The 13,278-nt window shown below is 64.2% G+C and carries 15 protein-coding genes; 12 read left to right on the forward strand and 3 right to left on the reverse strand.

Going from position 1 to position 13,278, the window contains the following annotated elements:
* The first annotated feature begins 60 nt into the window (after positions 1 to 60).
* The 6 genes from hslU to AC5QPF_RS29715 all read left to right on the forward strand — a co-directional run bounded on the left by hslU (position 61) and on the right by AC5QPF_RS29715 (position 7,199).
* Complete coding sequence (gene hslU / locus AC5QPF_RS29690; protein ID WP_494961143.1) at positions 61 to 1,398, forward strand: ATP-dependent protease ATPase subunit HslU; 1,338 nt, start codon at positions 61 to 63, stop codon at positions 1,396 to 1,398.
* 59 nt (positions 1,399 to 1,457) lie between these two features.
* Positions 1,458 to 1,835, forward strand: a complete 378-nt coding sequence (locus AC5QPF_RS29695; RefSeq protein ID WP_494961144.1) for a gamma-butyrobetaine hydroxylase-like domain-containing protein — start codon at positions 1,458 to 1,460, stop codon at positions 1,833 to 1,835.
* A 342-nt stretch (positions 1,836 to 2,177) separates the two neighbouring features.
* Positions 2,178 to 3,857 carry a class II poly(R)-hydroxyalkanoic acid synthase gene (phaC, locus tag AC5QPF_RS29700; protein WP_458979476.1) on the forward strand — a complete coding sequence of 560 codons (1,680 nt, stop codon included), beginning with the start codon at positions 2,178 to 2,180 and terminating at the stop codon, positions 3,855 to 3,857.
* A 58-nt stretch (positions 3,858 to 3,915) separates the two neighbouring features.
* Complete coding sequence (gene phaZ, locus AC5QPF_RS29705) at positions 3,916 to 4,767, forward strand: poly(3-hydroxyalkanoate) depolymerase (protein ID WP_494961145.1); 852 nt, start codon at positions 3,916 to 3,918, stop codon at positions 4,765 to 4,767.
* Between the two features lie 122 nt (positions 4,768 to 4,889).
* Positions 4,890 to 6,572 carry a class II poly(R)-hydroxyalkanoic acid synthase gene (gene phaC / locus AC5QPF_RS29710; protein ID WP_494961146.1) on the forward strand — a complete coding sequence of 561 codons (1,683 nt, stop codon included), beginning with the start codon at positions 4,890 to 4,892 and terminating at the stop codon, positions 6,570 to 6,572.
* A gap of 12 nt (positions 6,573 to 6,584) precedes the next feature.
* Positions 6,585 to 7,199, forward strand: a complete 615-nt coding sequence (locus AC5QPF_RS29715) for a TetR/AcrR family transcriptional regulator (protein WP_494961147.1) — start codon at positions 6,585 to 6,587, stop codon at positions 7,197 to 7,199.
* 163 nt (positions 7,200 to 7,362) lie between these two features.
* Here the strand turns inward: AC5QPF_RS29715 and AC5QPF_RS29720 are convergent, their stop codons facing one another.
* The 3 genes from AC5QPF_RS29720 to AC5QPF_RS29730 all read right to left on the reverse strand — a co-directional run bounded on the left by AC5QPF_RS29720 (position 7,363) and on the right by AC5QPF_RS29730 (position 9,049).
* On the reverse strand, positions 7,363 to 8,199 hold the full coding sequence (locus AC5QPF_RS29720) for a phasin family protein (RefSeq protein ID WP_494961148.1): 837 nt from the start codon (positions 8,197 to 8,199) through the stop codon (positions 7,363 to 7,365).
* Between the two features lie 10 nt (positions 8,200 to 8,209).
* Positions 8,210 to 8,629 carry a phasin family protein gene (locus AC5QPF_RS29725; RefSeq protein WP_494961149.1) on the reverse strand — a complete coding sequence of 140 codons (420 nt, stop codon included), beginning with the start codon at positions 8,627 to 8,629 and terminating at the stop codon, positions 8,210 to 8,212.
* 144 nt (positions 8,630 to 8,773) lie between these two features.
* Complete coding sequence (locus AC5QPF_RS29730) at positions 8,774 to 9,049, reverse strand: polyhydroxyalkanoic acid system family protein (RefSeq protein ID WP_494961150.1); 276 nt, start codon at positions 9,047 to 9,049, stop codon at positions 8,774 to 8,776.
* A gap of 127 nt (positions 9,050 to 9,176) precedes the next feature.
* On the opposite strand from AC5QPF_RS29730, the gene ubiE reads away from it, so the two are divergent.
* From ubiE to AC5QPF_RS29760, 6 genes are all read left to right on the forward strand, one after another.
* Complete coding sequence (gene ubiE / locus AC5QPF_RS29735; RefSeq protein WP_494961151.1) at positions 9,177 to 9,947, forward strand: bifunctional demethylmenaquinone methyltransferase/2-methoxy-6-polyprenyl-1,4-benzoquinol methylase UbiE; 771 nt, start codon at positions 9,177 to 9,179, stop codon at positions 9,945 to 9,947.
* Positions 9,947 to 10,570, forward strand: a complete 624-nt coding sequence (locus tag AC5QPF_RS29740) for an SCP2 sterol-binding domain-containing protein (protein WP_494961152.1) — start codon at positions 9,947 to 9,949, stop codon at positions 10,568 to 10,570. The genes ubiE and AC5QPF_RS29740 overlap by 1 nt, the downstream gene beginning before the upstream one ends.
* Positions 10,567 to 12,171 (forward strand): ubiquinone biosynthesis regulatory protein kinase UbiB, encoded by a 1,605-nt coding sequence (gene ubiB, locus AC5QPF_RS29745; protein ID WP_494961153.1) that lies wholly within the window; start codon positions 10,567 to 10,569, stop codon positions 12,169 to 12,171. Before AC5QPF_RS29740 ends, ubiB begins: the two co-directional genes overlap by 4 nt.
* A 73-nt stretch (positions 12,172 to 12,244) precedes the next feature.
* Positions 12,245 to 12,637, forward strand: coding sequence for a phosphoribosyl-AMP cyclohydrolase (gene hisI, locus AC5QPF_RS29750; RefSeq protein WP_494961154.1), 393 nt, complete (start codon positions 12,245 to 12,247; stop codon positions 12,635 to 12,637).
* Between the two features lies 1 nt (position 12,638).
* Positions 12,639 to 12,974, forward strand: a complete 336-nt coding sequence (locus tag AC5QPF_RS29755; protein ID WP_494961155.1) for a phosphoribosyl-ATP diphosphatase — start codon at positions 12,639 to 12,641, stop codon at positions 12,972 to 12,974.
* Between the two features lie 25 nt (positions 12,975 to 12,999).
* On the forward strand, positions 13,000 to 13,275 hold the full coding sequence (locus AC5QPF_RS29760) for a twin-arginine translocase TatA/TatE family subunit (protein ID WP_494961156.1): 276 nt from the start codon (positions 13,000 to 13,002) through the stop codon (positions 13,273 to 13,275).
* The last annotated feature ends 3 nt before the right edge of the window (positions 13,276 to 13,278 follow it).

Consider the following 13,278-nt stretch of genomic DNA (forward strand, 5'->3'; position numbering starts at 1 on the left):
CCCGGATACACCGCCGGGCTTTTCCACGCTGAATGCATTGCCACGGGACCACCACATACCATGTCCATGACCCCCCGCGAGATCGTCCACGAACTCAACCGCCACATCATCGGCCAGGACGACGCCAAGCGCGCCGTGGCCATCGCCCTGCGCAACCGCTGGCGGCGCATGCAGCTCCCTGCCGAGCTGCGCGCCGAGGTGACGCCGAAGAACATCCTGATGATCGGCCCGACCGGCGTCGGCAAAACCGAGATCGCCCGCCGCCTGGCCAAGCTGGCCAACGCGCCGTTCATCAAGGTCGAAGCGACCAAGTTCACCGAAGTCGGCTACGTCGGCCGTGACGTCGAGTCGATCATCCGCGACCTCGCCGATGCCGCGATCAAGATGCTCCGCGAGCAGGAAATGGTCCGCGTGCGCCACCGCGCCGAGGACGCTGCCGAGGACCGCATCCTCGACGCCCTGCTGCCACCAGCCCGCGCCGGCTTCAACGAAGACCCGGCCCCGACCCAGGACTCCAACACCCGCCAGCTGTTCCGCAAGCGCCTGCGCGAAGGCCAGCTGGACGACAAGGAAATCGAGATCGAAGTGGCCGAGGCCATGGGCGTCGACATTTCTGCGCCGCCGGGCATGGAAGAGATGACCAGCCAGTTGCAGAACCTGTTCGCCAACATGGGCAAGGGCAAGCGCAAGAGCCGCAAGCTCAAGGTCAAGGAAGCGCTCAAGCTGGTGCGTGACGAGGAAGCCGGACGCCTGGTCAACGAGGAAGAACTCAAGGCCAAGGCCCTGGAAGCGGTCGAGCAGCACGGCATCGTGTTCATCGACGAGATCGACAAGGTGGCCAAGCGCGGCAACGTCGGCGGCGCCGATGTCTCCCGCGAAGGCGTGCAGCGCGACCTCCTGCCGCTGATCGAAGGCTGCACCGTCAACACCAAGCTGGGCATGGTCAAGACCGACCACATCCTGTTCATCGCCTCCGGCGCGTTCCACCTGAGCAAGCCGAGCGACCTGGTTCCTGAGCTGCAAGGCCGCCTGCCGATCCGTGTCGAACTCAAGGCCCTGAGCCCGGAAGACTTCGAGCGCATCCTGAGCGAACCGCACGCGTCGCTGACCCTGCAGTACAGTGAGCTGCTGAAGACCGAAGGCCTGAACATCGAGTTCGTCCCGGAGGGCATCAAGCGCCTGGCCGAGATCGCCTGGCAGGTCAACGAGAAGACCGAGAACATCGGTGCCCGTCGCCTGCACACCCTGCTCGAACGCCTGCTCGAAGAGGTGTCGTTCAGCGCCGGCGACCTGGCAAGCAGCCACAGCGAAGCGCCGATCCGTATCGACGCCGAGTATGTGAACAGCCACCTCGGTGAACTGGCACAGAACGAAGACCTGTCGCGCTACATCCTGTAAGCGCAACGCGTCAGGCGGTAAGCTGCTCGCAGCCTACCGCCTGTATCAGGAAGCCCGCCATGTCCCGCCTGCCCACCGCCATCAACCTACACAAAGCCTCCAAGACCCTGCGCCTCACCTACGGGCCGAACGAGGTCTACACCCTCCCCGCCGAATTTCTCCGCGTCCATTCGCCGTCTGCCGAAGTGCAGGGCCACGGCAATCCGATCCTGCAGTTTGGCAAGATCGGCGTAGGCCTCGACAAGATCGAACCGGCCGGCCAGTACGCACTGAAACTGAGCTTCGACGACGGCCATGACAGCGGCCTGTTCACCTGGGAATACCTCGAGCAACTCTGCCTGCGCCAGGACGAACTGTGGGCCGAATACCTCAAGGATCTCGCCGTCGCCGGCAAGTCCCGCGACCCGTCCGAGTCTGTCATCAAGCTGATGCTCTAGTCCGGCACTCTCCTGTTTTAGAGCGCATTTTCTAACTCGATCTGCTTGAATGCGTCGGGCACCGGCCGCCATCTGGCCGGCTTGCGCATTGATGGAAAGTCGGGTAACCAATGGATCTGGCAGGTTCTCTGCATCCTTGAGCAGAGGACGGAGAACGGGCCGGTTGGTCGAGAACGCGAGCGAAAGCAGGCAGTCTTCACACGCGGCAACTACCCGCAAACGCTCACCGCTGCTCACCACCGGCCGCAGGATCGCAATTCGTTATCACTGGTCACCCGAGCAGCAGTACCGGGCTTCGAACAGCTGGTCCGGTACTCGTCTCAGGACAACGGAGCGTCGTAGATGAGCAACAAGAGTAACGATGACCTGCAGCGCCAAGCCTCGGAAAACACCCTGGGTCTGAACCCGGTCATAGGCTTGCGCCGCAAGGATCTGCTGACTTCTGCCCGCATGGTGCTGCGCCAGGCCATCCGGCAACCGCTGCACAGCGCCAAGCACGTCGCGCACTTTGGCATGGAGCTGAAGGACGTGATCTTCGGTAAATCCAGCCTGCAACCGGAAAGCGACGACCGTCGCTTCAACGACCCGGCCTGGAGCCAGAACCCTCTTTATCGCCGCTACCTGCAGACCTACCTGGCCTGGCGCAAGGAACTGCATGACTGGGTCGGCGACAGCAGCATGTCCGAGACCGATATCAGCCGCGCCCATTTCGTCATCAACCTGATGACCGAAGCCATGGCACCGACCAACACCATGGCCAACCCGGCGGCGGTCAAGCGCTTCTTCGAGACCGGCGGCAAGAGCCTGCTCGACGGCCTGTCCAACCTGGCCAAGGACATGGTCAACAACGGCGGCATGCCGAGCCAGGTGAACATGGACGCCTTCGAGGTCGGCAAGAACCTCGGCACCAGCGAAGGCTCGGTGGTGTACCGCAACGACGTGCTGGAACTGATCCAGTACAGCCCGATCACCGAGCAGGTCCACGAGCGTCCGCTGCTGGTGGTGCCGCCGCAAATCAACAAGTTCTACGTCTTCGACCTCAGCCCGGAAAAGAGTCTGGCGCGTTTCTGCCTGCGTTCCACCCAACAGACCTTCATCATCAGTTGGCGCAACCCGACCAAGGCACAGCGCGAGTGGGGCCTGTCCACTTACATCGATGCACTGAAGGAAGCGGTCGACGTGGTCCTGGAAATCACCGGCAGCGACGACCTGAACATGCTCGGCGCCTGCTCCGGCGGCATCACCTGCACCGCGCTGGTGGGCCACTACGCGGCGCTGGGCGAGCGCAAGGTCAACGCCCTGACCCTGCTGGTCAGCGTGCTCGACACCACCCTCGACACCCAGGTCGCCCTGTTCGTCGACGAGCAGACCCTCGAAGCGGCCAAGCGCCACTCCTACCAGGCCGGGGTCCTGGAGGGCCGCGACATGGCCAAGGTGTTCGCCTGGATGCGCCCCAACGACCTGATCTGGAACTACTGGGTCAACAACTACCTGCTGGGCAACGAGCCACCGGTGTTCGACATCCTGTTCTGGAACAACGACACCACGCGCCTGCCGGCCGCCTTCCACGGCGACCTGATCGAGATGTTCAAGAACAACCCGCTGACCCGGCCCAATGCCCTGGAAGTCTGCGGCACGCCGATCGACCTGAAGCAGGTCACCACCGACATCTTCTGCGTCGCCGGCACCGCCGACCACATCACGCCGTGGCAGTCCTGCTACAAATCGGCGCAGCTGTTTGGTGGCAACGTAGAGTTCCTGCTGTCCAACAGTGGACACATCCAGAGCATCCTCAACCCGCCGGGCAACCCCAAGGCGCGCTACATGACCAGCAAGGAAATGCCCGCCAACGCCAACGACTGGCAGGAAAGCTCCAACAAGCACACCGACTCCTGGTGGCTGTACTGGCAGAACTGGCTGGGCGAGCGCTCCGGCGAGCTGAAGCCGGCGCCGGGCGTACTGGGCAACAAGGCGTATCCGGCCGGCGAAGCGTCGCCGGGCACCTACGTCCACGAACGTTGAAACCACCGCGCCGCCGGCCTCACACCGGCGGCGTGCCATTAGCCAACAGGGTCCGCGCATGCCGCAACCGTACATCTTCCGAACCGTCGACCTGGATGGCCAGACCATCCGCACCGCGGTTCGCCCCGGCAAGCCGCACTTGACGCCGTTGCTGATCTTCAACGGCATCGGTGCCAACCTTGAGCTGGTCTTTCCCTTCATTCAGGCCCTGGATCCGGACCTCGAAGTCATTGCCTTCGACGTGCCCGGGGTCGGCGGCTCGTCCACGCCCAAGCACCCGTACCGCTTCCCCGGGCTGGCCAAGCTCACCGCACGCATGCTCGATTACCTCGACTACGGCCAGGTCAACGCCATCGGCGTGTCATGGGGCGGTGCCCTGGCCCAGCAGTTCGCCCACGACTACCCCGAGCGTTGCAAGAAGCTGGTGCTGGCGGCCACTGCCGCCGGGGCGGTGATGGTCCCGGGCAAGCCCAAGGTGCTGTGGATGATGGCCAGCCCGCGGCGCTACGTGCAGCCGTCCCACGTGATCCGCATCGCTCCGCAGATCTATGGCGGCGCCTTCCGCCGCGACCCCGAACTGGCCCTGTCCCACGCGGCCAAGGTCCGTTCGGGCGGCAAGCTCGGCTACTACTGGCAACTGTTCGCCGGCCTCGGCTGGACCAGCGCACACTGGCTGCACAAGATCCAGCAACCGACCCTGGTGCTGGCCGGTGACGACGACCCGCTGATCCCGCTGATAAACATGCGCTTCCTGGCTTGGCGAATTCCCAATGCCCAGCTACACATAATCGACGATGGACATTTGTTTCTGATTACCCGTGCCGAGGCCGTGGCGCCGATCATCATGAAGTTCCTCCAGCAGGAGCGCCAACGCGCCGTCATGCACCCTCGGCCCGCCCCGAGCGCCTGAACCGCACCTCATCGCCCGCACGTCCGGCAGGAGCGCCGGAGTACGCGGACGCATGGTCGAGGTGGAGTCGCTCATTTGCCCTGGTTCAGTTTGTCGATGGCTCGACGACGGAGTGTTGCCTGATGAAAGACAAACCAGTGAAAGCGGTGGTCAGTACCCCCGCCACCACGATCAACATCCAGAACGCGATCACCGGCCTGCGTGGTCGCGACCTGGTCTCGACCCTGCGCAACGTCAGTCGCCATGGCCTGCGCCATCCGCTGTACACGGCGCGGCACATGCTCGAACTGGGCGGCCAGTTGGGCCGCGTGCTGCTTGGCGACACCCTGCACCAGCCCAGCCCGCGGGACAGTCGTTTCAGCGACCCGGCCTGGAGCCTCAACCCGTTTTACCGACGTGGCCTGCAGGCCTACCTGAGCTGGCAGAAACAGACCCGCCAGTGGATCGACGAAAGCCAGCTGGCCGAGGACGATCGCGCCCGCGCGCATTTCCTCTTCACCCTGCTCAACGACGCCGTGTCGCCGAGCAACACCCTGCTCAATCCGCTGGCGCTGAAGGAGCTGTTCAACTCTGGCGGGCTGAGCCTGGTGCGCGGTCTCGGCCATCTGCTCGACGACCTGCGCCACAACCACGGCATGCCGCGCCAGGTGGCCCGGGATGCTTTCGAGGTCGGCGGCAACCTCGCCACAACCCCGGGCGCGGTGGTGTTTCGCAACGAGCTGCTGGAACTGATCCAGTACCGCTCGATGAGCGAGAAACAGTACGCCCGGCCGCTGCTGGTGGTGCCGCCGCAGATCAACAAGTTCTACATTTTCGACCTCAACCCGACCAACAGTTACGTGCAATACATGCTGAAGAACGGCCTGCAGGTGTTCATGGTCAGCTGGCGCAACCCGGACCCGCGGCATCGCGAGTGGGGCCTGTCGAGCTATGTCAGCGCGCTGGAAGAGGCGCTGAACGCCTGCCGCTCCATTACCGGCAGCCGCGACGTCAACCTGATGGGCGCCTGCGCCGGCGGCCTGACCATGGCCGCGCTGCAGGGCCATCTGCAGGCCAAGCGGCAACTGCGCCGGGTGCACAGCGCCAGCTACCTGGTCAGCCTGCTCGACAGCCAGATGGAAAGCCCGGCCAGCCTGTTCGCCGACGAGCAGACCCTGGAAGCAGCCAAGCGCCGCTCCTACCAGCACGGCGTCCTCGACGGCGCCGAGATGAGCCGGGTATTCGCCTGGATGCGGCCCAACGACCTGGTATGGAATTACTACGTCAACAACTACCTGCTGGGCAAAACTCCGCCGCCGTTCGACATCCTCTACTGGAACAACGACAGCACGCGCCTGCCCGCAGCCTTCCACGGTGACCTGCTGGATTTCTTCAAATACAACCCGCTGGCCCATCCGGAAGGGCTGGAAGTCTGCGGCACGCCGATCGACCTGCAAAAGATCACGGTCGACAGCTTCCACGTGGCGGGCCACAACGACCACATCACGCCGTGGGACGCGGTGTACCGCTCGGCACTGCTGCTGGGTGGCGACAAGCGCTTCGTGCTATCCAACAGTGGCCACGTACAGAGCATCATCAACCCCCCCGGCAATCCCAAGGCGCACTACGTGGTCAATCCCAAGCTCAGCAGCGACCCGCGTGCCTGGTACTACGACGCCGAGAAGACCGACGGCAGCTGGTGGCCTCTGTGGCTGGACTGGATCCAGGCGCGCTCCGGATCCCTGCGTGAGACCGGCACCACCTTGGGCAGCGCCAGCTACCCGGCCATGGAACCCGCACCCGGCCAATACGTGCTGGTGCGCTGATCAGAGGACTGGATGAAGACCCGCGACCGCATCCTCGAATGCGCCCTGCTGCTGTTCAACCAGCAGGGCGAACCGAATGTCTCGACCCTGGAGATCGCCAACGAACTGGGCATCAGTCCCGGCAACCTCTACTACCACTTCCACGGCAAGGAGCCGTTGGTGCTGGGGCTGTTCGAGCGTTTCGAGGAAGAGCTGACGCCGTTGCTCGACCCACCGCTGGAGGTGCGCCTGGATGCCGAGGACTACTGGCTGTTTCTGCACCTGATCGTCGAGCGCATGGCGCAGTACCGTTTCCTGTTCCAGGACCTGTCGAACCTCACCGGACGTTTGCCGAAGCTGGCGCGGGGCATGCGCAGCCTGCTCAACTCGCTGAAGCGCACGCTGGCGGCGTTGCTCGCCAGCCTCAAGGCCCAGGGCCAGGTGACCAGCGATACCCGGGCACTGGGGCAACTGGTGGAGCAAATCACCCTGACCTTGCTGTTCTCGCTGGATTACCAGCGGGTACTGGCGCGGGAGGCGGAGGTGGGTGTGGTGGTGTACCAGATCATGATGCTGGTGGCGCCGCATCTGGAAGCGCCGTCGCGGGAGGCGGCGGAGCAGTTGGCCTTGAGATACCTGGAAGGCTGAGAACGCGGACCCTGTGGGAGCGGGTTTACCCGCGATAGCGTCGGTGAATTCACTACCGCAATCGCGGGTGAACCCGCTCCCACAGGGTTCGCGGTGTCAGTTCCAAAGGGCTAAGCAAAACGCCCGGCACTGAGCCGGGCGTTTTGTTTGCAGCCGCCTGTGATCAGGACTGGCTGGATGCTGCCGGTGCTGCTGCCGGAGCCACTGGCGCCGGTGCGCTGCTGGCAGCCGGGGTAGCAGCCGGAGCCGAGGCGCTGGCCGGAGTAGCCAGTTTCAGCGCTTCCTGCTTCGGTGCCGCGGCCTTCTTCACTGCCGGCTTCTTCGCCGCCGCCGGCTTGGCGGCAGCAGGCTTGGCCGCTGCTGGCTTGGCCGCCGGTTTCACGGCTGGCTTGGCAGCAGGCTTCGCAGCCGGTTTGGCAGCGGCGGTTTTCGCCGCAACCGGCTTGGCTGCTGGCTTGGCGGCAGCAGGTTTGGCCGCTGCGGTCTTGGCTGCAGGCTTGGCCGCCGCAGTTTTCGCAGCCGGTTTAACCGCAGGCTTGGCCGCTGCCGCCTTGGTCGCCGGAGCACGCTTGGAGATCGGGGTCACCGAAGCACCGGTGAGTTTCTCGATCTGCTTGGTCAGGGTATCGACCTGCTTGTGCAGCGCCTTGACCTCATTGCGGCTCGGCACGCCAAGACGCGAGATCGCGCTGTTCAGGCGCTTGTCGAAGGCCTCTTCCAGCTCGCTCCACTTGCCCAGCGCGCGATCCTTCACGTCGGTCACCCGCGAGGTCGCCGCCTTGGCGCCATCTTTCGCTGTGTCTTTCGCAGAGTCGACGCCTTTCTTGGCCTGCTTCTCGGCTTTTTCGCCATCCTTGACCAGGGTGTCGAACAGCTTGGAGCCGTCCTGATCGATCTTCGAGTAGATACCCAGGCCCGCCAGCCAGATCTTGCGGGAGTACTTTTCGATTCCCCCGATCCAGGAGCTGCTTTCTTTATCAGTAGTCTTCTTGTCAGCCATCCCGCTCTCCTTAATGTTTGCCCGTAACGCGTTCGAGCAACGCCGTCAGCTCTTCGAGCTTGACGGAAAGTGCCTCCACGTCATGTTTAGACGGAATGCCGATGCGATTCAAGGCGCTGGCTACCCGCGCGTCGAAAGCCTTTTCGATTTTGTCCAGTTGAACTTCGACCTTGCCCTTGACGCTGAGCAGTTCGTCCTTCGCCGAATCGATCTCGCTGTTGGCGGCTTCGACTTCGCGGTCGATGCGTTTCTTGCCACGTTTCTCGACCTGCTCGCCCGCCTTGATCAGGTCCTTGACGTAATCGGCGCTCTCCTGGCCCACGCGGGCATAGGCCCCGAGACCGGCCAGCCAGATCTTGCGGGCATAGCCACGCACTTCACCCAGGCTGCTCTGAACGTCGTCTTTTTTCTTCAGGATCGCTTTGGCCATGCTCTGCACCTCGCACTCATGACGGAATGGAAGAACTACCCACGGATCGGGGATTGAGGGCCAAGGTACGGAGAAAAATTAGAATGGGCACCCTAAAGGGCAGTGGAACAGGCGGGATGCATTGCACACCCCGCCGCGACGGATTCAGGCCAGTGCCTTGTCCAGCGCACGCTCGATCTCGGCCTTGATGGTGCCGCCCATCATCGACAGCATCATGCCCAGCTTCAGCTCGACGCGGATGCTGTCGTCGCCGATCTCCACGCTGCCGTTGGCGCCGCTGCGCTTGACCTCGACCCGGTCGCCCTTCCACTCGGCCTTGAGGTCGTACTCGCGGGACAGCTTGTCGACCAGGGCTTCGGCCTTCTGGCGGGCGGCTTCGCGGCCGAGGCCGTGTTTACGTTCAACGCTGATCTGGGTCATTCATCAAGTCCTGGCTGCAAGGGCATACTCGCGCATTATGCCTACGCCTTGCGCCGCGACACACCCCGCCAAGACAAATGCAGTCGCACGCCCTAGAATGGCGAGTAATTTTTCCCGGTGAAGCGATATGAACGAGCAGCGCAAAGGCGATAACGCCGAACCCACCACTCATTTCGGTTACCAGAACGTTCCGGAAAGCCAGAAGGCCGACAAGGTCGCCGAGGTCTTCCACTCAGTAGCCGCCAAATACGACCTGATGAACGACGTCCTTTCCGGCGGCATGCACCGCCTGTGGAAACGCTTCGCCATCGAGCTGTCCGGTGTGCGCAGCGGCAACCGGGTGCTGGACATCGCCGGCGGCACCGGCGACCTGACCCGCAAGTTCTCCCACCTGGTCGGCCCTGCCGGCCAGGTCGTGCTGGCCGACATCAACGCCTCGATGCTCAAGGTCGGCCGTGACCGCCTGCTCGACCTGGGCGTTGCCGGCAACGTCGAGTTCGTCCAGGCCGACGCGGAGAAACTGCCGTTCCCGGACAATCACTTCGACTGCGTGACCATCGCCTTCGGCCTGCGCAACGTGACCCACAAGGACGAGGCCCTGCGCTCCATGCTGCGCGTCCTCAAGCCGGGCGGTCGCCTGCTGGTGCTGGAGTTCTCCAAGCCGACCAGCAAGCTGATGTCCAAGGTCTACGACGCCTACTCCTTCGCCTTCATGCCGCTGGCCGGCAAGCTGATCACCAACGACTCGGAAAGCTACCGTTACCTGGCCGAATCGATCCGCATGCACCCCGACCAGGAAACCCTCAAGGCCATGATGGTCGACGCCGGCTTCGACCGCGTCACCTACCACAACATGACCAACGGTATCGTCGCCCTGCACCGCGGTATCAAGCCCTGATGCTGCTGGCCGGCCTTCTCGCCAGCGTCGAGCACGGTCTCAACCGTGTCCTGCGCCTGGACAGCACCGCGCTGCCGCGCCTGGCCCCGCTCGATGGCAAGGTGATTGCCATCGACTGCCGCCAGCCGGCCCTGCAACTGTTCGTCCTGCCCAGCGATGAGGGCCTGCTCCTGGCAAGCCAGTGGGCCACGCCCGCCGACTGCACCCTGCGCGCCCCGGCCAGCAGCCTGGTGCAACTGGCCCTCAGCCAGGACAAGACCGCCGTGCTGCACAGCCCGCAGGTAGAGCTGGACGGCGATAGCACCGTGTTGCTGGACCTGGTCGGCGTGCTGCAGGACCTGGAGCTGGACTGGGAGTACGAAGTTTCCCGCTGGCTCGGCCCGGTGGCCACCCAGTTGCTCAGCGGCCACCTGCGCAGCCGCGCGCGCTGGACCCGGCAGAGCCTGGCCAGCCTCAGCCGAACCGCCTCCGAGTACCTGGCCGAAGAATCGCGGACCCTGGTGGGCATACGCGAAGCCGAAGCCCGCTTCGGCGAGCTCGACAGCCTTAAACTCGACATTGAACGCCTCGAGGCGCGCATCGAGCGCCTTGCCCGATCCCTTGAATCCAGCGATAACGCATGAAGCTGCTTGCCGTCCGCCGTCTGTTGCGCATCCAGCGCGTCGTGATCCGCTACCGTCTCGATGACCTGCTGTTCGACCTGCCCCTGCCCTGGTGGCTCGCCTCCCTGCGCCTGCTCATGCCGTGGCGCTGGCTGCCGCGCAAAAAGCTCGACCTGAGCCGTGGCGCACGCCTGCGCCTGGCCCTGCAGGACCTCGGGCCGATCTTCATCAAGTTCGGCCAGTTGCTCTCGACCCGCCGCGACCTGCTGCCGGCGGACATCGCCGACGAACTGATGCTGCTGCAGGACCGCGTACCGCCGTTCGACCCGCAAAAGGCCGTGGCGCTGATCGAGGAGCAACTGGGCGCCAAGGTCGGTGAGGTATTCTCGCGCTTCGACGTCGAGCCACTGGCTTCGGCCTCGGTGGCCCAGGTCCATGCCGCACGCCTCAAGAGCGGCGAGGAAGTGGTGGTCAAGGTGGTACGCCCGGGTCTGAAGCCGGTGATCGCCCAGGACCTGGCCTGGCTGTTCCTCATCGCCCGGGGTGCCGAGCGGGTTTCCGCCGACGCACGTCTGCTGCACCCGGTGGACGTGGTCAGCGACTACGAGAAGACCATCTACGACGAACTCGACCTGCTCCGCGAGGCGGCCAACGCCAGCCAGCTGCGGCGCAACTTCGAGGGCTCGGACATGATGTACGTCCCCCAGGTGTACTGGGACTGGTGCCGGCCGAAGGTGCTGGTGATGGAGCGCATCTACGGCATCCAGGTCACCGACCTTGCCACCCTCGCCGACCAGCGCACCGACATGAAGATGCTCGCCGAACGTGGCGTGGAGATCTTCTTCACCCAGGTGTTCCGCGACAGCTTCTTCCACGCCGACATGCACCCCGGCAACATCTTCGTCAGCACCGTGAAGCCGTGGAGCCCGCAGTACATCGCCATCGACTGCGGCATCGTCGGCAGCCTGACCCCGGAAGACCAGGACTACCTGGCGCGCAACCTGTTCGCCTTCTTCAAGCGTGACTATCGTCGCGTGGCGCAGTTGCACATCGATTCCGGCTGGGTCCCGGCGCAGACCAAGCTCAACGAATTCGAAGCGGCGATCCGCACCGTGTGCGAGCCGATCTTCGAGAAACCGCTCAAGGACATCTCCTTCGGCCAGGTGCTGATGCGCCTGTTCCAGACCGCGCGGCGCTTCAACATGGAAGTCCAGCCGCAGCTGGTATTACTGCAGAAAACCCTGCTCAACATCGAAGGCCTGGGCCGCCAGCTGTACCCGGACCTCGACCTGTGGACCACCGCCCAGCCGTTCCTGGAACGCTGGATGCGCGACCGGGTCAGCCCCAAGTCCCTGCTGCAGAACCTGCACAGCCAGGTCGAGCAGGTGCCGCACCTGGCCAACATGACCCGCGACCTGCTCGAACGCCTGTCGCAGCCGCACCGCAACGACCCGCCAGCGCCTTGGAAACAGCAGGACCACTGGGCCCTGCGCCTGCTCGGTGCGGTGCTGCTAGGCGGCGGCGCCACCCTGGCAGCCGGTGCCGAACCGCTGACCGCCGTATCGTCCTGGCCGGCGTGGCTGATGCTGGCCGCAGGCCTCTATCTGGTGGTTCGCCGATAGCCAGCCGCGTTCCCGGCTGGCACACTAGCCGGCGGTATCGGCGCGGGGCCGTGGCCTGATTTGGGAGTCGAACATGAAAGACTGGCTGGACGAGATCAAGTGGGACAGCAACGGCCTGGTGCCGGCCATCGCCCAGGACCACAAAACCGGGCGTGTATTGATGATGGCCTGGATGAACCGCGAATCCCTGGCCCTGACTGCCGCCGAGCAGCGCGCCATCTACTGGTCGCGCTCCCGTGGCAAACTGTGGCGCAAGGGCGAGGAGTCCGGCCACGTGCAGAAGCTGCATGAACTGCGCCTGGACTGCGACGCCGATGTGATCATCCTGATGGTCGAGCAACTGGGCCACATCGCCTGCCATACCGGCCGCGAAAGCTGCTTCTACCGCGTCTTCGAGGACGGCCAGTGGAAAATCGTCGATCCTGTCCTCAAGGACCCGCACGCCATCTACAACGCAGGACACTGACATGAGCGACACCTTGAGCCGCCTGGCCGAAGTACTGGAAACCCGCAAGGGCGCGGCCCCCGACAGTTCCTACGTCGCCAGCCTCTACCACAAGGGCCTGAACAAGATCCTGGAGAAGGTCGGCGAGGAATCGGTGGAAACCATCATCGCCGCCAAGGACGCCGCTGCCAGCGGGGATTACAGCGATGTCATCTATGAAACCGCCGATCTGTGGTTCCATAGCCTGGTCATGCTCAGCGCCCTGGGCCAGCACCCGCAAGCCGTGCTGGACGAGCTGGAGCGGCGTTTCGGCCTGTCCGGCCACGACGAGAAAGCCGCGCGCCAGCCATCGGCCTGACTGAATACTATTCGAGGAAAGCACCATGGGTATTTTTGACTGGAAACACTGGATTGTCCTGCTGGTCGTCGTGGTCCTGGTCTTCGGGACCAAGAAGCTGAAGAACTTCGGCAGCGACCTGGGCGAGTCCATCAAGGGCTTCAAGAAGGCCATGAACGAAGAAGAAGCCAAGCCGGCGGAGCCAACTGCCCCTGCGGCCCAACCGACCCAGCCGGTCCAACCGCAGGCCGCCCCGCTGAACCAGCCGCACACCTATGACGGCGAGGTCCAGAAGGTCCAGGAACCTGCAAGGAAAGAGTGATTC

It is taken from the genome of Pseudomonas sp. Con_6 (genome assembly GCF_059379395.1).